The 24,318-nt window shown below is 71.5% G+C and carries 25 protein-coding genes; 9 read left to right on the plus strand and 16 right to left on the minus strand.

All coding sequences use genetic code 11. The features are described 5' to 3' along the window. Positions 1-177: 177 nt before the first annotated feature. Together ACQUSR_RS04940 and ACQUSR_RS04945 are read left to right on the plus strand one after the other, a co-directional pair. On the plus strand, positions 178-546 hold the full coding sequence (locus ACQUSR_RS04940) for a hypothetical protein (RefSeq protein WP_431041292.1): 369 nt from the start codon (positions 178-180) through the stop codon (positions 544-546). Beyond that, entirely contained in the window at positions 539-1,003 is a 465-nt protein-coding gene (locus ACQUSR_RS04945) for a hypothetical protein (protein WP_431041293.1), read from the plus strand. Before ACQUSR_RS04940 ends, ACQUSR_RS04945 begins: the two co-directional genes overlap by 8 nt. Positions 1,004-1,035: 32 nt before the next feature. On the opposite strand, the gene ACQUSR_RS04950 is transcribed toward ACQUSR_RS04945, so the two are convergent. The 3 genes from ACQUSR_RS04950 to ACQUSR_RS04960 form a co-directional block, all read right to left on the minus strand. Beyond that, positions 1,036-1,539 (minus strand): GNAT family N-acetyltransferase, encoded by a 504-nt coding sequence (locus ACQUSR_RS04950; protein ID WP_431047389.1) that lies wholly within the window; start codon positions 1,537-1,539, stop codon positions 1,036-1,038. A 127-nt stretch (positions 1,540-1,666) separates the two neighbouring features. Further along, positions 1,667-2,188: an RNA polymerase sigma factor gene (locus ACQUSR_RS04955; protein WP_431047391.1), complete on the minus strand. Its 522-nt coding sequence runs from the start codon at positions 2,186-2,188 to the stop codon at positions 1,667-1,669. 164 nt (positions 2,189-2,352) lie between these two features. Beyond that, entirely contained in the window at positions 2,353-3,498 is a 1,146-nt protein-coding gene (locus ACQUSR_RS04960; RefSeq protein ID WP_431041294.1) for a glycerophosphodiester phosphodiesterase, read from the minus strand. 254 nt (positions 3,499-3,752) lie between these two features. Here ACQUSR_RS04960 and ACQUSR_RS04965 point away from each other — a divergent pair, with 254 nt between their 5' ends. Next, positions 3,753-4,430 carry a lysophospholipid acyltransferase family protein gene (locus tag ACQUSR_RS04965; RefSeq protein WP_431041295.1) on the plus strand — a complete coding sequence of 226 codons (678 nt, stop codon included), beginning with the start codon at positions 3,753-3,755 and terminating at the stop codon, positions 4,428-4,430. 73 nt (positions 4,431-4,503) lie between these two features. On the opposite strand, the gene ACQUSR_RS04970 is transcribed toward ACQUSR_RS04965, so the two are convergent. The 6 genes from ACQUSR_RS04970 to ACQUSR_RS04995 form a co-directional block, all read right to left on the minus strand. After that, positions 4,504-5,328, minus strand: a complete 825-nt coding sequence (locus tag ACQUSR_RS04970) for an alpha/beta fold hydrolase (protein ID WP_431041296.1) — start codon at positions 5,326-5,328, stop codon at positions 4,504-4,506. Between the two features lie 146 nt (positions 5,329-5,474). Continuing rightward, on the minus strand, positions 5,475-7,013 hold the full coding sequence (locus tag ACQUSR_RS04975; RefSeq protein WP_431041297.1) for an MFS transporter: 1,539 nt from the start codon (positions 7,011-7,013) through the stop codon (positions 5,475-5,477). Then, positions 7,010-7,561 (minus strand): TetR/AcrR family transcriptional regulator, encoded by a 552-nt coding sequence (locus tag ACQUSR_RS04980; RefSeq protein ID WP_431041298.1) that lies wholly within the window; start codon positions 7,559-7,561, stop codon positions 7,010-7,012. The genes ACQUSR_RS04975 and ACQUSR_RS04980 overlap by 4 nt, the downstream gene beginning before the upstream one ends. 163 nt (positions 7,562-7,724) lie before the next feature. Then, positions 7,725-9,158, minus strand: coding sequence for an argininosuccinate lyase (argH, locus tag ACQUSR_RS04985; protein WP_431041299.1), 1,434 nt, complete (start codon positions 9,156-9,158; stop codon positions 7,725-7,727). A gap of 141 nt (positions 9,159-9,299) precedes the next feature. Continuing rightward, entirely contained in the window at positions 9,300-10,493 is a 1,194-nt protein-coding gene (locus ACQUSR_RS04990) for an argininosuccinate synthase (RefSeq protein WP_431041300.1), read from the minus strand. A gap of 136 nt (positions 10,494-10,629) precedes the next feature. Continuing rightward, on the minus strand, positions 10,630-11,046 hold the full coding sequence (locus tag ACQUSR_RS04995) for a VOC family protein (protein WP_431041301.1): 417 nt from the start codon (positions 11,044-11,046) through the stop codon (positions 10,630-10,632). Positions 11,047-11,295: 249 nt separating this feature from the next. On the opposite strand from ACQUSR_RS04995, the gene ACQUSR_RS05000 reads away from it, so the two are divergent. The 5 genes from ACQUSR_RS05000 (at position 11,296) to ACQUSR_RS05020 (ending at position 15,861) form a co-directional block, all read left to right on the plus strand. Continuing rightward, positions 11,296-11,418 carry a keywimysin-related RiPP gene (locus ACQUSR_RS05000; RefSeq protein WP_431041302.1) on the plus strand — a complete coding sequence of 41 codons (123 nt, stop codon included), beginning with the start codon at positions 11,296-11,298 and terminating at the stop codon, positions 11,416-11,418. 358 nt (positions 11,419-11,776) lie between these two features. Continuing rightward, positions 11,777-13,363: an asparagine synthase-related protein gene (locus tag ACQUSR_RS05005; protein ID WP_431041303.1), complete on the plus strand. Its 1,587-nt coding sequence runs from the start codon at positions 11,777-11,779 to the stop codon at positions 13,361-13,363. Further along, a complete protein-coding gene (locus ACQUSR_RS05010; RefSeq protein WP_431041304.1) occupies positions 13,360-13,632 on the plus strand; it encodes a lasso peptide biosynthesis PqqD family chaperone in 273 nt (90 codons plus the stop codon). Before ACQUSR_RS05005 ends, ACQUSR_RS05010 begins: the two co-directional genes overlap by 4 nt. After that, positions 13,625-14,038, plus strand: coding sequence for a lasso peptide biosynthesis B2 protein (locus tag ACQUSR_RS05015; protein ID WP_431041305.1), 414 nt, complete (start codon positions 13,625-13,627; stop codon positions 14,036-14,038). Before ACQUSR_RS05010 ends, ACQUSR_RS05015 begins: the two co-directional genes overlap by 8 nt. Further along, positions 14,035-15,861 carry an ABC transporter ATP-binding protein gene (locus ACQUSR_RS05020; protein ID WP_431041306.1) on the plus strand — a complete coding sequence of 609 codons (1,827 nt, stop codon included), beginning with the start codon at positions 14,035-14,037 and terminating at the stop codon, positions 15,859-15,861. The genes ACQUSR_RS05015 and ACQUSR_RS05020 overlap by 4 nt, the downstream gene beginning before the upstream one ends. 37 nt (positions 15,862-15,898) lie before the next feature. Here the strand turns inward: ACQUSR_RS05020 and ACQUSR_RS05025 are convergent, their stop codons facing one another. The 7 genes from ACQUSR_RS05025 to ACQUSR_RS05055 form a co-directional block, all read right to left on the minus strand. After that, complete coding sequence (locus ACQUSR_RS05025; protein ID WP_431041307.1) at positions 15,899-16,603, minus strand: hypothetical protein; 705 nt, start codon at positions 16,601-16,603, stop codon at positions 15,899-15,901. A gap of 46 nt (positions 16,604-16,649) precedes the next feature. Beyond that, positions 16,650-17,240 (minus strand): arginine repressor, encoded by a 591-nt coding sequence (locus ACQUSR_RS05030; protein ID WP_431041308.1) that lies wholly within the window; start codon positions 17,238-17,240, stop codon positions 16,650-16,652. Between the two features lie 7 nt (positions 17,241-17,247). Then, positions 17,248-18,474: an acetylornithine transaminase gene (locus ACQUSR_RS05035; RefSeq protein ID WP_431041309.1), complete on the minus strand. Its 1,227-nt coding sequence runs from the start codon at positions 18,472-18,474 to the stop codon at positions 17,248-17,250. Next, entirely contained in the window at positions 18,471-19,379 is a 909-nt protein-coding gene (argB, locus tag ACQUSR_RS05040; RefSeq protein ID WP_431041310.1) for an acetylglutamate kinase, read from the minus strand. Before argB ends, ACQUSR_RS05035 begins: the two co-directional genes overlap by 4 nt. Further along, positions 19,376-20,530, minus strand: coding sequence for a bifunctional glutamate N-acetyltransferase/amino-acid acetyltransferase ArgJ (gene argJ / locus ACQUSR_RS05045; RefSeq protein ID WP_431041311.1), 1,155 nt, complete (start codon positions 20,528-20,530; stop codon positions 19,376-19,378). Before argJ ends, argB begins: the two co-directional genes overlap by 4 nt. Beyond that, entirely contained in the window at positions 20,527-21,555 is a 1,029-nt protein-coding gene (argC, locus tag ACQUSR_RS05050; RefSeq protein ID WP_431041312.1) for an N-acetyl-gamma-glutamyl-phosphate reductase, read from the minus strand. Before argC ends, argJ begins: the two co-directional genes overlap by 4 nt. 298 nt (positions 21,556-21,853) lie before the next feature. Next, positions 21,854-23,305 carry a PLP-dependent aminotransferase family protein gene (locus ACQUSR_RS05055; protein ID WP_431041313.1) on the minus strand — a complete coding sequence of 484 codons (1,452 nt, stop codon included), beginning with the start codon at positions 23,303-23,305 and terminating at the stop codon, positions 21,854-21,856. Here ACQUSR_RS05055 and ACQUSR_RS05060 point away from each other — a divergent pair. Next, positions 23,304-24,260, plus strand: a complete 957-nt coding sequence (locus ACQUSR_RS05060) for a DMT family transporter (RefSeq protein ID WP_431041314.1) — start codon at positions 23,304-23,306, stop codon at positions 24,258-24,260. The two genes, ACQUSR_RS05055 and ACQUSR_RS05060, sit on opposite strands and share 2 nt — an antisense overlap. The last annotated feature ends 58 nt before the right edge of the window (positions 24,261-24,318 follow it).

The raw sequence follows: 24,318 nt of genomic DNA on the forward strand, positions 1-24,318 counted from the left end.
CGCCTCGGTCGCAAAAGTGCGGTTGCTCGTCGCGGTCATGCGGGCCAGTAAAGCAGACGGACTGATGAACGACTCAACTAAGTCCAGATAGCGGACACTCTTGTCCACTCCCCGAACATCCGAGGACACCCCGGGCCCGGCCGCAACGCGGTGTTTCGCGCCGATTAGAGTCGTCCCATGCTTGACCCTCTGACGGTCGCGATCGGTGTGGCCGCCCTCGCCCTGGCCGCCTGGTGCGGGTTCGCCGCCTACCGCGACCAGCCCACCAAGGACTGGCACTTCATCGGCATGGCCGTGGTCTCCGTGCTCGGGCTCGTCCAGCTGGTGATCGGGGTCGTCCAGCTGGCGCGCGGCGAGAAGCCCGACCAGGGCACGGCGATCTTCCTGGCGTACCTGATCGGCTCGGCCCTCGCGGTGCCGATCGGCGGTTTCATGTCGCTGGCGGAGCGGACCCGCTGGGGCTCGGCGACGGTGGCCGCCGGCGCGGTGGTCATGGCCGTTCTCGAAGTCCGCCTGTTCGACATCTGGGGAGGCAGCGGTGCCTGAGTCCGCTTCCGAGCAGTCCGCTGCCCGGCAGGCCGGGTCCGAGGCGAGCGCGGGCGCGGGCGCCCGGGGGGCGGGCCTGGGCCAGGGGCCCGGCCGGCTGCTGGTGATGCTGTACGGGGTGTTCACCGTCGCGGCGGCGTCCCGCTCGATCTTCCAGCTGATCGCCCAGTACGAGGAGGCTCCGCTGGCGTACGTGCTGTCGGCGGTCTCCGCGGCCGTGTACGCCTTCATCACCCTCTCGCTCGTACGCGGCGGCGAGGGCGCCCGCAAGGCGGCGCTGGTCTGCTGCGCCGCCGAGCTACTGGGGGTGCTGACGGTGGGCACCTGGACGCTGGTGGCGCCGTCCGCCTTCCCCGACGAGACGGTGTGGTCGGACTACGGCATGGGGTATCTGTTCATCCCGATCTTCCTGCCGGTCACGGGCCTGGTCTGGCTGCGAAAGGCCCGCCGGGGCTGAACTCCGGCGGGCCGTGGCGTACCGACGCGGGGTCAGGCGCTGGTGGCGAACGCCGACGCCGTGACCGTCTTCTCCAGCAGCACCAGGCTCAGCCGGCGGTTGACCTCCTCCGTGCCGACCTGGGCGTAGCCGCATCGGCGGTACAGGCGCAGGTTGCCCTCGCTGCGGTGGCCGGTGAACAGCCGGTACCGCTTGGCCGCCCCCTCCTCCGCGAGCCGCTCCTCGATCGCCGCCAGCAGCCGGCCGCCGAGGCCGTGCCGCTGCATCCGCGGATGGACGATCAGCTTGGCGATGGCGGCGGTGCCGTCCTCGTCGACGACGCCGCGGACCGAGCCGACGACCTCCGCGCCGAGCCGGGCGACGAGCACACAGCCCTCGCCCAGTTCGGCACGGAGGTCGTCGAGGGACTGGGTCAGCGGCTCGATGGAGTAGTCGTTGTAGAGCTCCGCTTCCCGCTGGTAGCACAGGTACTGGAGTTTGAGGATCTGCTCGGCGTCGTGCCCGGTCGCCGCAGAGATGGTCACGCTCATGCCCATGGTGCGCATGCCTCCCCATGTCCGAAGTCACCCGGCCGCATCGAGGGTGAGGGTGGGCGACCGGGGGTGTGTGGCCTGGTGGAGCCGCCGTGAGGGTGCACGCCGTCTCCGAGTGGCGGGCCGATTGCTACTCACGCTCTCTTCCCCGTAGGGCAGGAGCCGCAACCTCCGCCGTGAGCATTCTGCGCAGGCAACCCAGGCATCGGGAACGAACCGGCCCCAGGCTGCCCTGTGAGATTCCCAACTCGCCCGCGATCTCCCGGTACGTCGGATCGGACCGGGAGAGCAGCGCGCCCAGTACCCGAGGGCAGCGGCCGGGCAGCCGGCGCACCGCCTCGCGCAGCGCGCGCCCGGTCTCGGCGGCCAGCACCCGGCCCTCGGCGCAGGATTCGGGACCGCCGGACGGCCCGCCGCCGACCGGGTCATAGGGCACCTCGCGGTGGGCGCGGCGGCGGGCGCCGCGCGCCTCCTCCCGTACCGCGGTCCGCAGCCAGGCGGCGGGTTGCGGCGGCGGGCCCGCGGTGCGGGTGAGCTCCAGCAGCCGTAACCACACCCCCTGCTCCAGGTCAGCGGGGTCGATACCGGCGCCGTGCGCCTCGGCCGCGGCTTCGGCGGCGAGCAGCGGACGCAGTTCCTCCACAAGGTCCATGCCGGGCGGGACGTGGCCGCGTCGGCGCGTGGTTGCCGACACGGCCACAGCTCACCCGACCGGGGGACAACGGGCCTCCGGGTGGACGACGCCCAGGTGGCCGACGCCCGGTGGCCGAAGGGCCACCGGCTCCGGTACCCGGTGCCGGTGGCCCCGACACGCCGTCAGGACCGCAGGAACGCCTGCCGCGCCAGCAGCGCCGTGTCCGGGTTGTCGGAGAAGATGCCGTCGATGCCGGTGGCGAAGTACGCCTTCAAGGCGCCGAGGGCGTTGCCGTACGCGGCGGGGTCGTCGCCGACCCGGAAGTCCAGCGGCAGGAAGCTGTTCTCGTTGCGCATCGTGTACGGGTGGACGAGCAGCCCCGCGGCGTGCGCGTCGCGGACGAGGGTGGTGGGCTCGCCGAGCTTGCCCTTGTCGTCCTGCGCGATGACCTGCGGCAGCCAGGGGCCGATGCCCTGGGCGAAGCCGGCGATCCACTTGAGGCCCTCGGGCTTGAGCAGGTCGGCCGTGGTGCGCGGGTCACCGGACTCCACGAAGTCCCAGGGCTTGACGGCCGGCTCGTCGAGCAGGACGACCTTCGGGCACCGCACGCCCAGCTTGCCGAGCCGCTGGATGCTGCTGGGCTCGAAGGACTGCAGGAAGTTCGGGGAGTCCGCCGCGTCCCGGCCGTACCGGCGCAGCAGCTTGGCCAGCCGCTCCTCCAGGCCCAGGCCCAGCTTGCGGAAGTAGGTGGGGTGCTTGGTCTCGATGTGCAGCCATATGCGGCGCCCACGGGCGCGGCCCTCGCGTTCGGCCCACTTCAGGACCTCTTCGAAGGTGGGCACCTGCCACACGCCGTCGTAGAGGGTGTTGCGCTGGCGGACGTCCGGGATGCGCTCCTTGGCGCGCAGCGTCTTCAGCTCGGCGAGCGTGAAGTCCTCGGTGAACCAGCCGGTGTGGGCCGCCCCGTCGACCGTCTTGGTGGTCTTGCGTCCCGCGAACTCCGGGCGGTCGGCGACATCGGTGGTGGCGGTGATGTCGTTCTCGTGCCGGCAGACCAGGTGCCCGTCCTTGGTGGGGACCAGGTCCTGCTCGATGACGTCCGCGCCCATGTCGAGGGCGAGCTGGTAGGAACCGAGGGTGTGCTCGGGCCGATAGCCGCAGGCCCCGCGGTGCCCGACGACGGTGGGCACCGGCAGCTCCTTGTACGAGGCCGGTCCGCTGTGCCCGGCGGCTTCGGCGGTTCCCGCCGCGCCCAGCACCATCGCTCCCGTACCGAGGGCCGCCGCCCCCAGGAGGGCGCGCCGCCCCAGCTGCTGCTCCTGCTCCATGAACACTCCTTGTCGTGCTGTCCGGCACCTGCCAAAAGACCTGGTGATCGTATGCATGACCGGCTTGCCAGCGCGAGGCAGCGTGCCAAACGCGCGGAAAACCTCAGTCAACAGTGCGTATCCGCTGTGTGAACCCGGTGTGCGAACGGGTGTGACCCGCGAGTATCGTCCTCAGCTGCGCGAGGTGCGGTGAACGGTGCGCTGGATGAGCCGTACGCCGCAGCGCTGACCGACCACCACGACCGGAGGACCCGTTGTCCCGCATCTTCCTCAAGGCGACGCTCGGAATGCTGTTGCGCGTACTGTTCCGCCCGCGCGTCGAGGGGGCGGAGCACATTCCGACCAGCGGTCCGGTGATCGTCGCCGGGAACCACGTCACGTTCATCGACTCGATGTTCCTGACGCTGGTGGTGAAGCGGCCGGTGTTCTTCATCGGCAAGGACGAGTACGTCAAGGGCAAGGGCCTCAAGGGCCGGCTGATGGCCTGGTTCTTCACCGCCGCCGGCATGATCCCGGTGGACCGGGACGGCGGCCACGGCGGCGTCGCCGCGCTGATGACCGGGCGCCGGGTGCTGGAGGAGGGTCATGCCTTCGGGATCTACCCGGAGGGCACCCGCTCCCCCGACGGCCGGCTGTACCGGGGCCGCACCGGCATCGCCCGGCTGGCGCTGATGACCGGCGCACCGGTGGTGCCGTTCGCGATGATCGGCACCGACCGGGTGCAGCCCGACGGCAAGGGCATGCCGCGCATCGCGCCGGTGACGGTCCGCTTCGGCGCCCCGCTGGACTTCTCGCGGTACGAGGGCATGGACCGCGACCGCTATGTACTGCGGGCGGTCACCGACGAGGTGATGACCGACGTGATGCGACTCTCGGGCCAGGAGTACGTGGACATCTACGCCACCAAGGCCAGGGCGCAGAAGGCGGCCTGACGCCCGCCGGTCGTGTACCGGTCGCGTGCCTTCAGGGTCTTCGGGGGATCGCCCCGAAGACCCTGAAGCGGTTTCAGAGGCTGAGGCAGTGGGGCTGGAAGTCCGGGTCGGCCGGGCCCGGGCGGCCCAGGGCATTGAGCACCCACTGGGCGACGACCGGATCCTTGGGGGACTGGTCGTGCATGAAGGGGTCGAGCGGGCAGCGGTCCTGGAGCTTGATGTTGGTGACGCTCTTGGCCGGGCCGCTGAGGTAGGCGCTGGTGTACGGGATCACCACCTCGTCGTAGCGCGTGGTGATGACCGTGTAGTCGGGGCCCGGCGGGGTCTCGCCGCCGGAGTTGAGCCGTCGTAGCAGGTCGGAGTCGGGGCGCTGTTCCAGACATGCCGGGCAGAAGGTCCAGCCGGCCGCCAGGGCGAGCGGGTTGGTCGTGCCGTGGTTGGACGGCACGATGCCCACGAGGTCGTCGACCTTGTCGGCCCCGTCCAGGAACTTCACGTAGTAGCGCGGCATCATGCCGCCCTGGCTGTGCCCGACGATGTCGACCTTGGCCGCGCCGGTCGCGGCGCGCACGGCGGCGACGAAGTCGCGCAGTTCGGCCGCGGAGTCGGCGATCGGGGCGGTGCCCAACGTGCCGTAGTTGAAGGCGAAGACGCAGTAGCCGGCTCTGTTGAGCCTGGGCGAGAGCGTGAGCCAGTTCTCCCACATGTGCTTGAGCGTGCCGTTGACCAGCACGACCGGCTCGGGGTGGGCGGAGTCGGGCTTGCAGGACCAGTTGTTGGCACCGGGCGGCGGAAGGTCCGTTCCCGAGGCGGCTGCCGGAGTGACTAACCCGGTCAGAGACAGCGTGGCCACCGCGGCGGTGGCGAGCAGCGAGCGAACAATCGCGCGAAAACGCATAAAATCCCCCTCCATTGTCGGGACATGCTGATCGCCGGTCGGCATTGTCGACCGGCGATCAGCTATTTCACTAGCGCGTTAACTGCCCGTCAATGAGTACTGCGTCACTACCGCACCGTTACTGAGGGTTACTTACTGACGCGGGGTCACTCCTCGTGCGCGCTGTCCGCCAGCTCCTGCCCGCGCAGCAGGAACCAGGCCGCCACCGCCGCCACCAGAAGCACGGACGCGCCCAACACGGCCGCGCTCCGCAGCCCCTCGACGAACGCCTCGCGGGCCGAGTCCAGCAGCTCCGCGGCGACAGGGGCGGGTAGCCCGGCCGACGACTCCACGGCGCCGCCGAGGGAGTCGTGCGCCTCACCGGTCACACCCGCCGCGCCGGCGGGGACGGTGAAGCCGCGGTAGACCCCGGTGACGATGGAGCCGAGCACGGCGATGCCGAGCGCCGCGCCCAGTTCGTACGCCGTCTCCGAGACCGCCGAGGCGGCACCGGCCTGCTCCTTGGGCACGCTGGAGAGGATGACGTCCGCGGTGACGGTGAAGGAGAAGCCCGCGCCGACGCCGACGACCAGCAGGGCCGCACCGAGCACCGGATAGCCGGTACTGGTCTCCAGCCAGGCCAGCGCGGCGAGCGCGAGGCCGACCGCCGCCAGTCCGCCGGAGACCACGGCCCGCACCGAGAACCGGCGGGCCACCGTCCCCGCCACCAGGCCGGCCGTCACCGCCCCGATGGCGGCGGGCAGTTCGGCGAGGCCCGCCTCCAGCGGCTCACGGCCCTGCACCAGTTGCAGGAACTGGGAGAGGAAGAAGATCAGGCCGGACAGCCCGAGGATGGTGAGCAGGTCCGCCAGGACCGCGCCGGAGAAGCCGCGGTGCCGGAACAGCCGCATGTCCAGGAGCGGTACGGGGAGCGTGAGCTGCCGCCGTACGAACCACAGCAGGGCACCGGCGCCGACGGCGCCCGCCGCCGCGACGTCCCAGCGCATCCCGTAGGCCGCCGCCTCCTTCACCGCGTAGACGACGGCGACCACCCCGACCAGGGACAGCGCCACACTGAGCAGGTCCCAGGGGCCGGGAGCGGGATCGCGCGACTCGGGCAGCAGACGAACGCCGACGAGGACGAGGACCGCCATCACCGGCAGGTTGATGAGGAACACCGACCCCCACCAGAAGTGCTCCAGCAGGAACCCGCCGACGACCGGGCCGACCGCGGCACCGGCCGACGCCGTCGCGCCCCAGATACCGACGGCGAGGCTGCGCTCACGCGGATCGTGGAAGAGGTTGCGGATCAGGGCGAGCGTGGCGGGCATGAGCGTCGCGCCGGCCACACCCAGCAGGGCCCGTGCGACGATCATCATCTCGGGGCTGCCGGCGTAGGCGTTGAGCACGGAGACGGCACCGAACGCGACCGAACCGCACAGCAGCAGCTTCTTACGGCCGACGCGGTCGCCGAGGCTGCCCATGGAGACCAGCAGTCCGGCGATGACGAAGGAGTAGACGTCGCCGATCCACAGCAGCTGGGTGCTGGAGGGGCGCAGATCCTCGCTCAGGTACGGGGTGGCAAGCCCCAGCACGGTGGCGTCCACGGCGACGAGGAGGACGGCGAGCACCAGGACGGCGAGCGCGAGCCACCGCCCCGGCCGCAGCTCGGGTATGACGCCCCGTTCCGTCAGCTCGGTGCTCATGACTCCGCGCTCCGCCGTGCCCCGCCCAGCAGCAGCTCGACGAGCATGTAGTCCATGTCCCTGGCTGCGAGCCGTCCGTCGTGGACCGCCCACGCGGCCGCCGCGATCAGCCCGTACAGCGCCTCGGTCAGCCACGCCGGGGTCAGGTCGATCCGCAGCACGCCCTCCTCCTGGCCGCGCCGGAAGAGGGCGCCCACGCGCGCGTCCAGCCGGGCCCAGCCCTCGTTGATCTCCTCGCCCTCGAAGAGCTGGTTCTCGGTGTAGAGGAAGGCGAGGACCCCGGAGACCGGGCGCACGGCCGCGACCAGTCGGCGCAGCGCGTCGATCGCGTCGCCCTCGTCCAGCCGGGCGGCGTCCAGCGCTCCTTCGAACTGCTCGATGCCCAGCTCCTCCACGGCGCGTATCAGCGCGTCACGCCCGGCGAAGTGCCGGTGGAGGGTGGCGCGGCTAATTCCGGCGGCTCTGGCGATCTCGTCCATGGACGCGGTCGATTTACGGGTGAGCAGGGCGGCGGCTTCCCGGAGCACCTGGGCGCGATCAACAGACATGAGACAACCATACCCCAGATGAGACATGAGTGTCTCATTCAAGAGCGTGGACGCGCACAGCAGCCCGGCGCCGCTCCACCGGCGCCGGGCTGCTTCGTTCGTGGTCGGGCTGGTCGGGCTGGTCGGGCTGGTCGGGCTGGTCGGGCTGGATCCTCCGCCCCGGTCAGCGCTTGGCGTCCGCCCACTGCCGCTGCACGGCCAGATCCTCCTTGACCTCCGCGAGCTGCACGGCGACCGCGGAAGGAGCGGTGCCGCCGCGTCCGTTACGGGCGGCCAACGCGCCGGGCACGTTCAGGACGGTGCGGACCTCGGGGGTCAGGTGCGGGGAGATCTTCGCGAACTGCTCGACCGTCAACTGGTCGAGCTCGATGCCGTGCGCCTCGCACTCCTTGACGCACTCCCCCGCCACCTCGTGGGCGACCCGGAACGGCACGCCCTGCTTGACCAGCCACTCGGCGATGTCGGTGGCCAGCGAGAAGCCCGCCGGAGCCAGCTCCTCCATCCGCTCGCGGTTGACGGTCAGCGTGGCCATCATGCCGGTGAACGCCGGGAGCAGCACCTCCAGCTGGTCGCAGGAGTCGAAGACCGGCTCCTTGTCCTCCTGAAGGTCCCGGTTGTACGCCAGCGGCAGTGCCTTCAGCGTCGCCAGCAGGCCGGTCAGGTTGCCGATGAGGCGGCCCGACTTGCCGCGGGCGAGTTCGGCGATGTCGGGGTTCTTCTTCTGCGGCATGATCGAGGAGCCGGTGGAGAAGGCGTCGTGGAGCGTCACGAAGGAGAACTCCTTCGTGTTCCAGATGATGACCTCCTCCGCGATGCGGGAGAGGTCGACGCCGATCATCGCCGTGACGAAGGCGAACTCGGCGACGAAGTCCCGGGAGGCCGTGCCGTCGATGGAGTTCGCCGACGAACCGTGCTCGAAGCCGAGGTCGCGGGCGACCGCCTCCGGGTCCAGGCCCAGCGACGAGCCGGCCAGGGCCCCCGATCCGTACGGCGAGACGGCGGTGCGGGCGTCCCACTGGCGCAGCCGCTCCGCGTTCCGCGACAGGGCCTGGACGTGGGCGAGCACATGGTGCGCGAAGAGCACCGGCTGGGCGTGCTGAAGATGCGTACGGCCCGGCATGGCGACGGCCGGGTGGGCCTCGGCCAGGCCGACCAGCGCCTCTTGCAGATCGGTGAGCAGGGCGCCGATGATCCGCGCATGGTCCCGCAGATACATCCGGAAGAGCGTGGCCACCTGGTCGTTACGAGACCGGCCGGCCCGCAGCTTGCCGCCCAGCTCGGGGCCGAGCCGCTCCAGCAGCCCGCGTTCCAGCGCGGTGTGCACGTCCTCGTCGGCGATGGTGCCCACGAAGTCGCCGGAGGCCACATCGCCCTCCAGCTGGTCCAGCCCGGCGATCATGCGGTCCAGTTCGTCGGCGGTGAGCAGCCCCGCGGCGTGCAGCACACGCGCGTGCGCGCGGGACCCCGCGATGTCGTACGGCGCGAGGCGCCAGTCGAAGTGGACCGAGGCCGACAGCTTGGCCAGGGCCTCGGCGGGCCCGTCGGCGAAGCGGCCGCCCCAGAGCCGAACGTCTCCGACGCCGTTACCGTTGCTCACTTGCTCTGCTCCTCGTGGTGGGTGTGGCGGCTGTCCGCCGGTGGGCGGTGCGGTGGGGAGAAGCGGCTGCCCGCCGTGGGCGCCGCTGCGCCCACCCGTGCCGCCCCAGCAGCACGACTGCCCGCAGCGGCAGCGGAGAGATCAGGCCAGGTCGCGCTTGGCCGCGATCTTCGACGACATACCGAAGATCTCGATGAAGCCCTTCGACAGCGACTGGTCGAACGTGTCGCCGGTGTCGTAGGTGGCGAGGTTGAAGTCGTACAGCGAGACGTCGGACTTCCGGCCGGTGACGACGGGGCGGCCGCCGTGCAGGGTCATCCGGATGTCGCCGGTGACGTGCTGGTTGGCCTCGTTGATGAAGCCGTCCAGGGCCCGCTTGAGCGGGGAGAACCACAGGCCGTCGTAGACCAGCTCGCCCCAGCGCTGCTCGACCTGCCGCTTGTACCGGGCCAGCTCACGCTCGACCGTGACGCTCTCCAGCTCCTGGTGGGCGGTGATCAGCGCGATGGCGCCCGGGGCCTCGTACACCTCGCGGGACTTGATGCCGACCAGCCGGTCCTCGACCATGTCGATCCGCCCGATGCCCTGGGCACCCGCCCGCTCGTTCAGCTGCTGGATGGCCTGGAGCACGGTGACGGGCTTGCCGTCGATGGCCACCGGCACGCCCTCGCGGAAGGAGATCACGACCTCGTCGGCCTCCCGCGGAGCGGCCGGGTTCGAGGTGTACTCGTAGATGTCCTCGATCGGCGCGTTCCAGATGTCCTCCAGGAAGCCGGTCTCCACGGCCCGCCCGAAGACGTTCTGGTCGATCGAGTACGGGGACTTCTTGGTGGTCGCGATCGGCAGGTCCTTCGCCTCACAGAAGGCGATGGCCTTGTCGCGCGTCATCGCGTAGTCACGGACCGGGGCGATGCACTTCAGGTCGGGGGCGAGGGAGGAGATCCCGGCCTCGAACCGAACCTGGTCATTGCCCTTGCCGGTGCAGCCGTGCGCGACGGTGGAGGCACCGTGCTTCTTGGCGGCGGCGACGAGGTGCTTGACGATCGTCGGCCGGGACAGCGCCGACACCAGCGGGTAGCGGTCCATGTACAGCGCATTGGCCTTGATCGCCGGGAGGCAGTACTCGTCGGCGAACTCGTCCTTGGCGTCCGCGACCTCGGCCTCGACGGCGCCGCAGGCGAGCGCGCGCTTACGGATGACGTCCAGGTCCTCGCCGCCCTGGCCGACGTCCACGGCAACGGCGATGACCTCGGCGCCAGTCTCCTCGGCGATCCAGCCGATGGCGACAGAGGTGTCCAGTCCGCCCGAGTAGGCGAGTACGACGCGCTCGGTCACGGGATTCTCCTTACGGTCCATACGCTGATGGGTATAAGTATGCACTCCACCGTATGTTTCGTCAACGCGCCCGCTGCCGACCGTCAGGGCCGACCGACTCCTTCGCCGCCCTCCTGCGGATTCGCGGGACCAGAGCTCACCGATTCCGGGGCTGGGCGAAGCGCACCATGTTGCCGGAGGGATCGCGGAAGGCGCAGTCGCGGACGCCGTAGGGCTGGTCGACCGGCTCCTGCAGCACCTCGCCGCCCGCGGCGCGGATGCGCTCGAAGGCGGCGTCGCAGTCGTCGGTACTGAAGATGACGCCGCGCAGCAGGCCCTTCGTCAGCAGTTCCGCCATGGCCCGCTTGTCGGCGGGCGAGGCGCTCGGGTCCGCGAGGGGCGGTTCGAGGACGATGCTCACGTCGGGCTGCGTCGGCGCGCCGACCGTCACCCAGCGCATCCCCTCGAACCCGACGTCGTTGCGCACCTCCAGGCCGAGAACGTCCCGGTAGAAGGGGAGTGCCTTGTCATGGTCGTCGACGGCGATGAAGCACTGTGAAAGCGTGATGTCCATGCGATTCACGCTACGGTCGGGCGGGAGGTTTCGCTTCTCCGTTCCTGACCGGTCGCGTGTGGATCTTGGCAGACCTCCGTCACCGTCAGGTCACCGACCTGTACGGCGTATGACGCATCGGCGGGTTTACCCTGGAAATGCCAACGGTCCAGCGAAAGGCGGACAGATATGGGTAGTTGAGCGCTTTAATACCGTCTGGTTCAGGGCCGTGGCAAGCGCCCACTTGCACAATGGAGGTGGAAAGACCGTATGCGTACGTACGAGCGTCCGACGCTGACCGCGGTCGGTTCCTTCACCAAGGTGACCGGGCTGTGGTTCTTCAAGCGGCGTGGGCGTCGGGACTTCTTCGCCCTCCACCGGCTGTTCAGCTGACCGGCCGGCAGGGACGACAGTAACCGTAACCAACCCCTGAAAGACCTGGTGGTGGGCGCGTGGTCGCCTGCCACCGGGCTAGAAGGGCGGTGTAGCCGTGGTACCGACCGGCCTCGCCGCCATTCCCTCGTGGTTCGTGGTCCTCCCGGATCACTCTGGGGCAGGCCCTGTTGACGACGCGTTGCGGAGCTGCGCCGAAAAGGCAATCCGTCACCCCTCCGGCCGCCCGTGGCTGGTGGGGCGGTGGAATTCCGGCAGCGTCACCACCGGGCAGTGCGAGAACAACGCGATCACCGTGATCGGTCAGCATGACGTGACCTGTGAAGAACTCACCGAAACTGCCGCACGGTTGCGTGACGTGACCGATCTCGACACATGGGCGGCGAAACTGACCGGGACTTCCCATGTGATCGCATCAGTGGCGGGGGAGGTGCGTTTCCAGGGCACAGTCACCGGTTTCCGGCGGGTGTTCGCCGCGGAATGCGGCTCCGTCACCGTCGCGTCGGACCGGGCGGACGCCCTGGCCTTCCTGCTCGACGCGCCGCTGGACGAGCGCCGTCTGGCGCTGCATCTGCTGTACCCGCCCGTTCTCCACCCCCTGACGGACCTGCCCTTGTGGCGCGGCGTGCGCCATGTGCCGACGGACAGCTGCCTGGTACTCGGCGCTGACCGGGAGTCACGACAGGTCAGGTGGTGGGCGCCCCCCGAGCCGCAGCGCCCCTTGGCGGAAGGCGCTCGCGCGCTGCGCGAGGCGCTTGCAGCCGCGGTGGCCGCGCGGGTCAAGGGGCAGGAGCTGGTCAGCAGCGATCTGAGCGGACTGGACTCGACATCGGTGTGCTCCCTGGCGGTCCGGTCGGGCGCGCGGGTCGTCGCGTACACGGCAGCGAGCCCGGACCCGCTCGAAGACGACGTGTTCTGGTCGCACCGGACCGCGGCCGCGCTTCCCAGCCTTGAGCACCATGTCATTCCCGTGGAGGAGCTGCCGAATGTCTACCACGGCCTGCTGGATCTGGACGAGCCGATGGACGAGCCCTGCCGGGCCGCCGCAGACCACGCGCGATGGCTCGCCATCGCCCGCCGTGCCGCCGCCCGCGGCTCGCGGCTGCACCTGACCGGGTTCGGCGGCGACGAGCTGCTGACCGGCTCGCCCTTCCACCTGCGGTCCTTGCTGGCCCGGCGCCCCGCGTTCGCGCTGCGCCAGCTGCGCGGCCTCGCCGCCAAGTATCGATGGCCGCCGGGGCTGATGCTCCGGCAACTATGGGGCAACCGCAGTTACAGTTCCTGGCTGCTCGGGGTGGCAGACCGGCTGACCGCGCCCCCGCCGACGGAAGACACGCCCCCGCTCGGCTGGGGGCCACCGCCCCTGCTGCCGCCGTGGGTGACGGCGGACGCGGCCGACGCCGTACGAGAGCTGATCCGTGCCGAGGCACCCACGGCCGAGCCGCTGTCGGCGCGCCGGGAACACCACGGCAACCTGCTGGGAATGCTGGACGCGACGCGTCCGCTCCGCGAGGTCGACTGGCTCGCGGCCAGGGCCGGACTCAGACTCGCCGCGCCCTACTGCGACGACCGGGTGCTGGAGGCGGCGCTGTCCGTGCGGCCCGAGGAGAAATACACCCCCTGGCACTACAAACCGCTGCTCTTGGAGGCGATGCGCGGCACCCTCCCCGACGAGATCCTGAGCCGGCAGACCAAGGCGGGAGGCGTCAACGATCTGGACGACGCGCTGCGCGAGAACCGGGCGGACATGCTGCGGCTGTGGGAAGAGTCGCAGCTCGGCGGGCTCGGGCTGATCGACGCCGGCAAGCTGCGTGAGCTGTGCCGTCATCCGCTCGAGGCCGATCCGCGTGATCTGCACGGCGCGCTCTACCAGTCGGTGGCCTGCGAGGTGTGGCTGCGCACACTGCGCGGTACGTCCATCCCGAGTACGGGAGTGAGGCCATGACGCTCAGACTGCGCGACGGCGTGTCCCGTGCCGATACCGACTACGGCATCGCGCTGCTGGACGAGAACTCCGGCGAGTACTGGAACCTGAACCCGACGGGAGCCCAGGTGCTGCGCACGCTGCTGGCCGGAGGCACCCCGGACCAGGCGGCGCGGGAACTGGCCGACGCGTACGACGTGGACACCGAGTCCGCCCGCCGGGACGTACGGGAGCTGCTGGTGGCCCTCCGGTCCTCGGACCTGCTGGAGGAGAGTCATACCGGTGAGTAGCCAGGTCATCTCCCACGATCCACGCTCGGTGCCGTTGCCGCGCCGGATCCTCACCCACCTGGCCGTGGGCTGCGCCCGGGTACTCGCCGGCCGGCCTCCCCGCCGGATCCGCACGGTGCTCGGCCGGCTGAGCCGCAACGCCCGTCCGGCCAGTTACGCGGAGGCCAAGGCGGCGCGGGACGCCGTCACCGCGGTCAGCCTCGCCTGCACCGGACCCGAGGGGTGCCTGCCCAGGTCGCTGGCGACCGCCCTGCTCTGCCGGATGCACGGCCAGTGGCCGACCTGGTGCGTGGGGGCCCGGCGGATGCCGCCGTTCGGCGCGCACGCCTGGGTGGAGGCGGAGGGCCTGGTGGTCGGCGAGGACCACCCACCCGACTACTTCCGGACCTTCTTCACCGTCCCATGAGCCGCCGCCCCGACCACGAGCCCGCGACCGCGGGTCCCGCGCCCCGGAATCCCGAACCCCGGGACACCGAGCCCGCCGTACCGGAGTCGGCGCCGCGCCAGGTGCTGCGCGTCCTGCGCGGACACTGGCGCTGGATCTCCGGCGCGGTGGCACTAACGCTGGTCGGCTCGGCGCTGGGCCTGGCCCAGCCCCTGGTGGTCAAGAACGTGATCGAGGCGGCCGGCTCCGGCCACGGCCTGGCCGGCTACATCGGCGTACTGGTCGCCCTCTTCGTCGCCCAGGCAGCGGTCCAGGCGGTCGCCCGGTACGTCCTCGCACGAACCGGCGAAGGAGTGGTCCTGGGCATCCGGCTGGGGCTCATCAACCATCTGCTGCGGCTGCCGATGAGAACCTACGACCGGCACCGGATCGGCGACCTGATCTCGCGCACCAGCGCCGACAGCACGGCGCTGCGCCTGCTCATCGCCGAGGGGTTCACCGACGCGGTGAGCGGCACCATCGGCCTCATCGGCGTCGTCGCCCTGATGATCTGGCTGGACTGGCTCCTGTTCCTCATCGTGCTGGCCCTGATCGTCGTGGGCGCGCTGATCGTCAGCTCGGTGCTGAAGGCGATCGGGCGGGCCTCGCTCCGGGCCCAGCAAGGCCTCGGCGCCATGACCGCGGAACTGGAGCGGGCGCTGGGCGCCATCCGCACCGTACGGGCCAGCCGCGCCGAGCGGCGGGAGGCCGAGCGCATCGCGGCACACGCGAGGACCGCCTACGAAGCGAGCGTCCGCATGGGCAAGCTGGACGCCCTGGTGGCGCCGGCGCTCGAGCTCACTCTCCACGGCTCCTTCCTGGTGGTCCTGCTGGTGGGCGGGGTGCGGGTGGCCGGGGGCAGCGGCTCGATCGCGGATCTGGCGGCGTTCCTCCTGTACATGCTCTATCTGATCGCCCCGCTCGGTGCCGTCTTCCAGGCGGTGAGCACCATGGAGCAGGGCACGGGCGCGCTCCGGCGCATCACCGAGGTCCTCGATCTGCCGGGAGAGCCGGAGGCTCCGCCCGCCAGGCGTCCGGCCGGGCCGGAGCGGCGGCGGGACGGCCCGGTGCTGGAGTTCCGGGACGTGTGGTTCGCGTACGACCCGCGTCGGCCGGTGCTGCGCGGGGTCTCCTTCCAGGTGCCGCCACAGGGGCATGTCGCGCTGGTCGGCAGCTCGGGGGTCGGCAAGTCGACCGTCTTCGCGCTCGTCGAGCGGTTCTACGACCCGGACCGCGGCCAGGTGCTGTTCGAGGGCCACGACCTGCGGCAGCTCGGGCATGCCGAGCACCGAGCGCGGATCGGCCTGGTCGAGCAGCACGCCCCGGTGCTGTACGGCACGCTGCGGGAGAATCTGCTGTACGCCGCTCCGGACGCGGGCGCGGACGAGCTCGACCGGGTGATCGAGCTGGCGCATCTGGCCGAGCTGGTCTCCCGGCTGCCGCGCGGGCTGGACACGGATGCCGGAGAGCACGGGATGGCGCTGTCCGGCGGCGAGCGCCAGCGGATCGCCATCGCCCGGTCGCTGCTGACCCGGCCCAGCCTGCTGCTGCTCGACGAGCCGACAGCCCATCTGGACGCGGTCAACGAGGCGGCGCTGCGCCGCTCCATCCGGCGTATCTCGGCGGAATGCGCGCTGCTGCTCATCGCGCACCGGTTCTCGACCATCCAGGGCGCGGATCTGATCGTCGTACTCGACGGCGGCGAAGTGGTCGCCACCGGCAGCCACCGCGAGCTGATGGACACCAGCGAGCACTACCGCCTGCTGTCGCACGCCCAGCACGACGGGCACGCGTTCCCCGCGTAGGTCCGCGAGGAGGCTTCCGGCAGGCGTCCGGGGCCGTCTAGGCGTGCGTGCCCCAGGCGCGGCGCAGTTCGTCGATCTCCTCGGGGCTGGACTCCCGGGCGATGTACGGGATCTCCAGCAGGTGCCGGACCCGGTCCTCCCCTATCTGCCGCCGCACCACGTCCGCGTCCTTGAGCACCTGCCCGTACAGCGCGGCGCCGTCCATGCAGAAGACGTCGACCAGGGTGAGCCGGCTGTCGAGCGCGCGGCGGACGTTGCCCGCGTTGAGGTCGATCCCGTACCACCACGGTGTCGCGGTCCGGTACTCCTCGTCGACGCCCCGCGCCGCGTGCCGTAGGGCCTCGAACTCCGGATCCTCGTCGGAGCCGTCGGCGTGCCAGCGTTCGGCCGCGCGGGTGGCGAGCTCCGCGGGCGCGGGAGCCAAGAACTCCAGCACCGTGAGGGTGCCTCCGCCGTCGAGAGCGGCGGCGAGTTCGACACGCGGCAGATAGCGGTTGCCCGGGCACCGGCGGCACAGTTCCAGGAACGCCGCGTACGCGGGGTCGAACGGGCAGACCCGTGCGGCGAACCGTCCGGAGGGCGAGCGCAGCGCGATCGCCCAGTCGCCGAGTCCGCAGGGGGTCCAGCCCGACTGGACCAGTTCGGCCAGCGCCTCACGATGGGTGCGGTTCTGCCAGCTCCGGCTCGTGAGGGGAGCGAGGTCGGGGTGGGCGGCGGCGTCGCCATCGGTGTGGATCAGCACCCGGGCAGCCTAGGGTGGGTGCGATCGTGCCGGTACCGATTTTCCGCTAGCGGGCCTTCTGGGCCAGGCCCAGCAGATGGTCCGCGAGCGCCTGTCCCCCGGCCGGGTCACGGCTGATGAGCAGCAGCGTGTCATCGCCCGCGATAGTGCCCAGGATGTCGTGCAGTTCGGCCTGGTCGATGGCGGAGGCGAGGAACTGGGCGGCGCCCGGCGGCGTCCGCAGCACGACCAGGTTGGCCGAGGCTTCGGCGGAGATGAGGAGTTCGCCGGAGAGGCGGCGCATGCGCTCCTCCTTGGCGGACTCCCCCAGGGGCGCCTGCGGCGTGCGGAATCCGCCTTCGCTCGGCACCGCGTAGATCAGTTCTCCGCCGGTGTTGCGGATCTTCACGGCGCCGAGCTCGTCGAGGTCCCGGGAGAGGGTCGCCTGGGTGACGGAGAGCCCGTCATCGGCGAGCAGCTTCGCGAGCTGGCTCTGGGAGCGCACCGGTTGCCGGTTGAGGATGTCCACGATCCGGCGGTGGCGGGCGGTGCGGGTTTGCGGCACGGCCTGGCCGGCGGCCTGTGCGGCGGCTTGTGCCGCCGCGTTGGCGTCCCGTGCGTCGCTGTCCCGTAGCTCGTTGTGCTGCGCCTCGGTCATGTTCTCGTCAGTCTCCGGATGTGTTGGACCCCGTCTCCACGCGGTGGGCGTGCAGGGCCGTGTCCAGGGCTGTGGGGAGCGCCTGGAGGAAGGTGTCCACGACGTCGTCGCCGACGATGAGCGGCGGGGCGAGTCGAATGACGTCCGGCACGGCCGCGTTCACCAGGAGGCCCGCGTCCTGAGCCGCCTGCTGCACCCGTGGTGCGAGGGATTCTGTAAGCACGATACCCAGCAGAAGGCCCGCGCCGCGGACATGGGAGACGAGCGGATGTCCGATCGCCTCGATTCCCTCCCTCAGCCGCTCCCCCGCGCGCTTGACCCGGTCGAGGATGTCCTCGGCGACGATGGTGTCCAGCACCGCGTGCGCGGCGGCGCACGCGACCGGGTTGCCGCCGAAGGTGGAGCCGTGCTGACCAGGCGTCAGCAGGTCGGCGGCGGGGCCGAAGGCCACGGTGGCGCCGATGGGCAGGCCGCCGCCGAGCCCCTTGGCCAGGGTGACGACGTCCGGTTCGACGCCCTGTGCCTGGTGCTCGAACCAATGGCCCGTTCGGCCGATACCCGTCTGGATCTCGTCGAGGACGAGCAGCGTCCCGGTGGCCCGGGTGATCTCGCGCGCCGCCGCCAGATAGCCCGCCGGGGGCACGACGACGCCGTTCTCCCCCTGGATCGGCTCGATGATCACCAGCGCGGTGTCGGTGGTCACGGCGGCCCGCAGGGCCTCGACGTCGCCGTACGGCACATGGGTGACGTCGCCGGGCAGCGGCCGGAACGGGTCTTGCTTGGCGGGCTGTCCGGTGAGGGCGAGAGCGCCCATGGTGCGGCCGTGGAAGCCACCGGTGGTGGACACCATATGGGTGCGGCCGGTGCGCCGCCCGATCTTGAAGGCGGCCTCGACGGCCTCGGCACCGGAGTTGGAGAAGTAGACGCGGCCGGAGCGGCCGAGCAGGTGGAGCAGCCGTTCGGCGAGCGCGACCGGCGGCTCGGCGATGTAGAGGTTGGAGACATGGCCGAGGGTGGCGATCTGGTCGGACACGGCCCGTACGACGGCGGGGTGTGCGTGGCCGAGGGAATTCACGGCGATGCCGCCGATGAAGTCCAGGTACTCGCGGCCGTCCGCGTCCCACACCCTCGCGCCCTCGCCGTGGGCGAGCGGCAGCCGGGGCGTACCGTAGTTGTCCATCAGCGCGCCCTGCCAGCGCTGGGTCAGGATGGCGTTGTCCGGTACCTCGCTCATGCTTCCTCCCCTTGATGCACTGGGTCCGGCACGACCATGGTGCCGATTCCCTCGTCGGTGAAGATCTCCAGCAGGATGGAGTGCGGTACCCGTCCGTCGATCACGCGCGCGGTGGTGACCCCGTTCCGCACGGCGAACAGGCAGCCCTCCATCTTGGGGACCATGCCGCTGGCCAGTTCGGGCAGCAGCTTCTCCAGTTCACTCGCGGTGAGCTGGCTGATGACGTCGTCGCTGTTCGGCCAGTCCGCGTACAGGCCCTCGACGTCGGTGAGCACCATCAGCGTCTCGGCTCCCAGCGCGGCGGCGAGGGCGGCGGCCGCGGTGTCGGCGTTGACGTTGTAGACGTGGCCGTCGTCGGCACTGCGGGCGATGGAGGACACCACCGGGATCCGGCCGTTGTCCAGGAGGGCCTGGATGGCGCCGGTGTCGATGTCGGTGACCTCGCCGACCCGGCCGATGTCCACGTGCTCGCCGTCGATCTCGGCGTACCGCTTGGTGGCCGTCATGGTGTGCGCGTCCTCGCCGGTCAGGCCGACGGCGAGCGGGCCGTGCTGGTTGAGCAGGCCGACCAGCTCGCGCTGGACCTGTCCGGCGAGCACCATCCGTACGACGTCCATGGCCTCGGGGCTGGTGACGCGCAGCCCCGCCTTGAACTCCGACTCCAGGCCGAGTCGATCCAGTTGGGCACTGATCTGCGGTCCACCGCCGTGCACGACGACGGGGCGCAGGCCCGCGTGTCGCAGGAAGACCACGTCCTGGGCGAACGCGGCCTTGAGACCGTCGTCGACCATGGCGTTGCCGCCGAACTTGACGACGACGGTCTTGCCGTGATGGCGGGTCAGCCAGGGCAGCGCCTCGATGAGGATGCGCGCCTTGGGTAGTGCAGTGTGCTTGCGAGTGGTCATGAAGAGTATGCGCTGTTCTCGTGGACGTAGTCGGCGGTGAGGTCGTTGGCCCAGATGACGGCGGACTCGCTGCCCGCCGCGAGGTCGGCGGTGATCCGCACCTCGCGGTAGCGCATGTCGACCAGTTCGCGGTCTTCGCCGACGGAGCCGTTCTTGCAGACCCAGACGTCATTGATGGCGACGTTGAGCTGGTCGGGTTCGAAGGCGGCGGTGGTGGTGCCAATCGCGGAGAGCACCCGGCCCCAGTTGGGGTCCTCGCCGTGGATCGCGCACTTGAGCAGGTTGTTCCGGGCGATGGAGCGGCCCACCTCGACGGCGTCGTCCTCACTGGCCGCGTTGACGACCTCGATCCGGATGTCCTTGGACGCGCCCTCGGCGTCGCCGATCAGCTGCCGGGCCAGATCGTCGCAGACGGCCCGGACGGCCTCCGCGAACTCGCCGGCGTCCGGCGCCAGCCCAGAGGCACCCGAAGCCAGCAGCAGCACGGTGTCGTTGGTGGACATGCAGCCATCGGAGTCGACCCGGTCGAAGGTCGTACGAGTCGCCGCACGCAGCGCCTCGTCCAGCGCCGGGGCGTCGGTGTCGGCGTCGGTGGTCAGGACGACCAGCATCGTGGCCAGGCCGGGGGCGAGCATGCCCGCGCCCTTGGCCATACCGCCGACCGTCCAGCCCGCCGGGCTCTGCACGACGGCGGTCTTGTGCACGGTGTCGGTGGTCTTGATGGCGATGGCGGCCTTCTCGCCGCCGTGGGCGGAGAGTTCGGCGGCTGCCTTCTCCACACCCGGCAGCAGCTTGTCCATCGGCAGCGGGACCCCGATCAGGCCGGTGGAGGCGACCGCGACCTCCCCCGCGCTGTGGCCGAGCACCTCGGCGACCTTCTCGGCGGTGGCGTGGGTGTCCTGGAAACCCTTGGGGCCGGTGCAGGCGTTGGCTCCACCGGAGTTGAGGACGACGGCGGAGACCTGACCGCCCTTGAGGACCTGCTCGGACCACAGGACGGGGGCCGCCTTGATCCGGTTGGAGGTGAACACGCCCGCGGCGGCGAGACGCGGCCCGTGGTTGGCCACGAGGGCCAGGTCCGGGCCGCCGCTCTCCTTGATCCCGGCGGCGATCCCGGAGGCCGTGAAGCCCTTGGCTGCCGTAACGCTCACGGTGCGACTCCGATCGTGGAAAGTCCGGTCTCCTCCGGGAGACCCAGTGCGATGTTCATGCTCTGCACCGCGCCGCCCGCGGTGCCCTTGGTGAGGTTGTCGATGGCGCTGATCGCGATGATCCGGCCGGCTGCCTCGTCGTAGGCGACCTGGATCTGCACGGCGTTGGAGCCGTACACCGCGGCGGTGGCGGGCCACTGCCCCTCGGGCAGGAGGTGGACAAAGGGCTCGGGGGCCAGGGCCTTCTCGTACGCTTCGCGGACCTGGGCAGCGGTGACCCCCGGTCGGGCCTTGGTGGAGCAGGTGGCGAGGATGCCGCGGGTCATGGGGGCGAGGGTCGGGGTGAAGGACACCGAGACCCGCTCCCCGGCGACCGCCGACAGGTTCTGGATCATCTCGGGCGTGTGCCGGTGCCCGCCGCCGACGCCGTACGGACTCATGGAGCCCATCACCTCGCTGCCGAGCAGATGCGGCTTGGGCGCCTTGCCCGCGCCAGACGTCCCGGACGCCGCGACGACCACGGCCTCGGGCTCGGCCAGCCCGGCCGCGTACGCCGGGAAGAGCGCGAGCGAGACGGAGGTCGGATAGCAACCGGGGACCGCTATGCGCCGCGAGCCGCTCAGCGTGTCCCGGGCTCCGGGCAGCTCGGGCAGCCCGTACGGCCAGGTGCCCGCGTGGGCGGAGCCGTAGAACTTTTCCCAGTCCGCGGCGTCCTTCAGCCGGAAGTCCGCCCCGCAGTCGATGATCAGCGCGTCGTCCCCGAGGTGCTCCGCGACAGCGGCGGACTGCCCGTGCGGCAGCGCGAGGAAGACGACGTCGTGACCCGCGAGGACGTCGGGCGTGGTGGGCTCCAGCACGCGGTCGGCGAGCGGCAGCAGATGGGGCTGGAGTCCTCCGAGGCGCTGCCCGGCGTTGGAGTTGCCGGTCAGGGCACCGATCTCGACGCGGGGGTGCGCGAGCAGCAGGCGCAGCACTTCGCCGCCCGCGTACCCGCTTGCTCCTGCCACTGCCGCACGTACCTTCATGGAAGCCTCCTCTTGATGGCATGACTATACGGTTCTCGGCAGTTTTATGCAATGCGTGGCGCGGCCCCGTCCCACCGAGGCCACGCGGACCCGCCGCTGCCGAAGGGATCTCTTGAACGCTAGACCCGGCCGGCCCGTTCCTGCGGCAGAGACGGCCCGAGGAGGGCCGTCTCGTCGACCGGACACGGGGGCCGAGGCGCCGCGGGCCGCCGGTCGGCGGCGCGGGCCGGGCCAGGATGCGGCCGCACGGTCAGGCCGGGATGTCGCCGCACAGTGAGGCCAGGGCGTCGCCTTACGATCAGGCCAGAATGTCGTCGTACGCGGTACGGAGCCGGCGTACCCCCTCGGCCAGTTCGCCGGCGCCCGCCGCCGAGGCGAAGCTCAGCCGCAGGTGGGGGGCGGGCGGTTCGGCGCAGAAGTAGGGCCGCCCGGGGGCGACGGCCACCCCCGCGCGCAGGGCGGCGGCGGCCAGCGCGAACTCGTCCGTGCCGTCGGGCAGGCGCAGCCACAGGTGGAAGCCGCCGGAGGGCACGTGCCGTATGTCGGCCGCCTCGGGCAGTTCCCACCGGAGCGCGGTGACCAGGGCGTCGCGGCGACCGCGCAGTTCGGCGGCGATGTGGCGCAGGTGGCGCCGCCAGACCGGCGCGCCGACCAGTTCGAGGGCGGCCTCCTGGAAGGGGCGCGGCACGAAGAAGCTGTCGACGATCTGGATGGCGCGGAGGCGCTCCAGGGCGGGGCCGCGGGCGGCGAGCGCGCCCACCCGGAAGCTGGGCGAGGTGGCCTTGGTGAGGGAGCAGACGTGCACCACGACACCGTCGGGGTCGTCGGCGGCGAGCGGGGCGGGCAGCGGGGCGGCACCCTCGTGCACCAGGCGGCGGGCGAAGTCGTCCTCGACGACGAACGCCCCGGCCTCGTGCGCCACGCGCAGCACCTCGGTGCGCCGCTCGACGGAGAGCACCGCGCCGGTCGGATTCTGGAACAGCGGCTGCGAGACGAAGACGCGGGCGCCGCTGACCCGGAACGCCTGGGCGAGCAGATCGGTGCGGACGCCGTCGCTGTCGACGGGTACGGGCACCGGGCGCAGACCGGAGGCGCGGGCCGCGGCGAGCATGCCGGGGTAGGTCGGGGACTCGACCAGGACGGGCGCACCGGGGGCGGCGAGCGCACGCAGCGCGGTGGTCAGCGCGCTCTGGCCGCCCGCGGTGACCAGGACGTCGGAGGGGGCGACGACGCCCGCCGCGCCGCCGATCTCGCGGGCGAACCAGGCGCGCAGCTCGGCCAGCCCCTCCGTCGGCGGGCGTCCCCAGGCGCCCGGCCGCCGTCCGGCGCGGGCCAGGGCGGCGGCCATGGCGCGCTCCGGCTGGAGCGAGGGGTGCAGATAGCCGCCGTTGAGTTCGACGACGCCGGGCGGCGGGGCGGCGAGCGTGGCGAGCACCCCGGAGGCGTCGACGGAGCGGGGCACCGGTTCGCCCGGGGTCTCCGCGCTCAGGGCGACCTCCTGCCAGGAGGTGTCGTCGGCGCGCGGGGGGCGTGGACGCGGTCGAGCGGCCCGGAAGGCGCCGGCGCCGGGCCGGGTGACGACCAGGCCCTCGGCGGCGAGCGCGGCCAGCGCGCGGGAGACGGTCACGGGGCTGACGCGGAAGCGCTCCACCAGGGCTCGACTGGATGACAGCTTCTCACCTGGCGAGTAGCGGTCGAGTTCGCTCCGCAGGATGTTGGCCAACTCCGCCACACTGCTACGCTCGTGCATGAGAGATGACGATAGCGCTATCCCCGCCACCTCGATAGCGGTGAGCACCGGCGCGAGCGGCGCGGGCGCGGGCGCGCGTACACGGGCCACCGCGAGTGCCGGCGCCGGCACCCTGCTCGCCGGGCTCGGTGTCGCCGCCTTCTCGCTCACCTTCCCCGCCACCGCCTGGGCGCTGGAGGGCCTCGGCCCCTGGTCCGTCACCTCCCTGCGGATGGTGCTGGCGGCGCTGATCGCGGGCGGCTGCCTGGCCGCACTGCGCGTACCGCTGCCCGATCGCCGGTACTGGCCGGGGCTCGCCGTCGTGGCGGCCGGGGTCGTCGTGGGCTTCCCGCTGCTGACCACGCTCGCGTTGCAGACCTCGACGACCTCGCACGCGGCGGTGGTGGTGGGTCTGCTGCCGCTCACCACGGCCGCGTTCTCCGCCGTGCGGACCGGGGCGCGACCTTCCCGTACCTTCTGGGCGGCGGCGCTGGCCGGTGCGGCGGCGGTGCTGGGTTTCGCCGTACAGCAGAGCGGCGGCGCGCCGACTACAGGCGATCTGTATCTGTTCGCGGCGCTGCTGGTGTGCGCGGCGGGCTACACCGAGGGCGGGCGGCTGGCCGGGCACATGCCGGGCTGGCAGGTGATCGGCTGGGCGCTGGTCGGCTGCCTGCCGCTGGCCGTGGTGGGCGCGGCCGTCGCTCTGCCGGCCGAGCCGGCGCGGCTGACCGGACACGCCGTCGCCGGACTGCTGTGGCTGGCCGCGGGCTCGCAGTTCGCGGGCCTGGTGGTCTGGTACCGGGGCATGGCGGCGATCGGCGTGGCGCGGGCGAGTCAGCTCCAACTGGCCCAGCCGCTGCTGACCCTGGTGTGGTCGGTGCTGCTGCTGGGCGAGCACCTGACCCCGGCCGCTCCGGTCACCGCGGCGGCGGTGCTGGTCTGCATCGCCGTGACCCAGCGGGCTCGGACGGCGTGACCCAGAGGGCCGGAGCGTGACGATCAGGGGCACACCCGCGAAGCCCGCCATAGACTGC

The organism is Streptomyces sp. P1-3, assembly GCF_050613155.1.
In the GTDB taxonomy this organism is placed as follows: Bacteria; Actinomycetota; Actinomycetes; order Streptomycetales; family Streptomycetaceae; genus Streptomyces.

What these genes read in the sequence shown, in the direction of transcription:
- ACQUSR_RS04940 (WP_431041292.1), top strand. Translation starts at nt 178, where the DNA reads ATGCTTGACCCTCTGACGGTCGCGATCGGTGTGGCCGCCCTCGCCCTG.
- ACQUSR_RS04950 (WP_431047389.1), bottom strand. Translation starts at nt 1,539, where the DNA reads ATGGGCATGAGCGTGACCATCTCTGCGGCGACCGGGCACGACGCCGAG.
- ACQUSR_RS04955 (WP_431047391.1), bottom strand. Translation starts at nt 2,188, where the DNA reads ATGGACCTTGTGGAGGAACTGCGTCCGCTGCTCGCCGCCGAAGCCGCG.
- ACQUSR_RS04960 (WP_431041294.1), bottom strand. Translation starts at nt 3,498, where the DNA reads ATGGAGCAGGAGCAGCAGCTGGGGCGGCGCGCCCTCCTGGGGGCGGCG.
- ACQUSR_RS04970 (WP_431041296.1), bottom strand. Translation starts at nt 5,328, where the DNA reads ATGCGTTTTCGCGCGATTGTTCGCTCGCTGCTCGCCACCGCCGCGGTG.
- ACQUSR_RS04975 (WP_431041297.1), bottom strand. Translation starts at nt 7,013, where the DNA reads ATGAGCACCGAGCTGACGGAACGGGGCGTCATACCCGAGCTGCGGCCG.
- ACQUSR_RS04980 (WP_431041298.1), bottom strand. Translation starts at nt 7,561, where the DNA reads ATGTCTGTTGATCGCGCCCAGGTGCTCCGGGAAGCCGCCGCCCTGCTC.
- ACQUSR_RS04995 (WP_431041301.1), bottom strand. Translation starts at nt 11,046, where the DNA reads ATGGACATCACGCTTTCACAGTGCTTCATCGCCGTCGACGACCATGAC.
- ACQUSR_RS05000 (WP_431041302.1), top strand. Translation starts at nt 11,296, where the DNA reads ATGCGTACGTACGAGCGTCCGACGCTGACCGCGGTCGGTTCCTTCACC.
- ACQUSR_RS05010 (WP_431041304.1), top strand. Translation starts at nt 13,360, where the DNA reads ATGACGCTCAGACTGCGCGACGGCGTGTCCCGTGCCGATACCGACTAC.
- ACQUSR_RS05020 (WP_431041306.1), top strand. Translation starts at nt 14,035, where the DNA reads ATGAGCCGCCGCCCCGACCACGAGCCCGCGACCGCGGGTCCCGCGCCC.
- ACQUSR_RS05030 (WP_431041308.1), bottom strand. Translation starts at nt 17,240, where the DNA reads ATGACCGAGGCGCAGCACAACGAGCTACGGGACAGCGACGCACGGGAC.
- ACQUSR_RS05035 (WP_431041309.1), bottom strand. Translation starts at nt 18,474, where the DNA reads ATGAGCGAGGTACCGGACAACGCCATCCTGACCCAGCGCTGGCAGGGC.
- argB (WP_431041310.1), bottom strand. Translation starts at nt 19,379, where the DNA reads ATGACCACTCGCAAGCACACTGCACTACCCAAGGCGCGCATCCTCATC.
- argC (WP_431041312.1), bottom strand. Translation starts at nt 21,555, where the DNA reads ATGAAGGTACGTGCGGCAGTGGCAGGAGCAAGCGGGTACGCGGGCGGC.
- ACQUSR_RS05060 (WP_431041314.1), top strand. Translation starts at nt 23,304, where the DNA reads ATGAGAGATGACGATAGCGCTATCCCCGCCACCTCGATAGCGGTGAGC.
- ACQUSR_RS05055 (WP_431041313.1), bottom strand. Translation starts at nt 23,305, where the DNA reads ATGCACGAGCGTAGCAGTGTGGCGGAGTTGGCCAACATCCTGCGGAGC.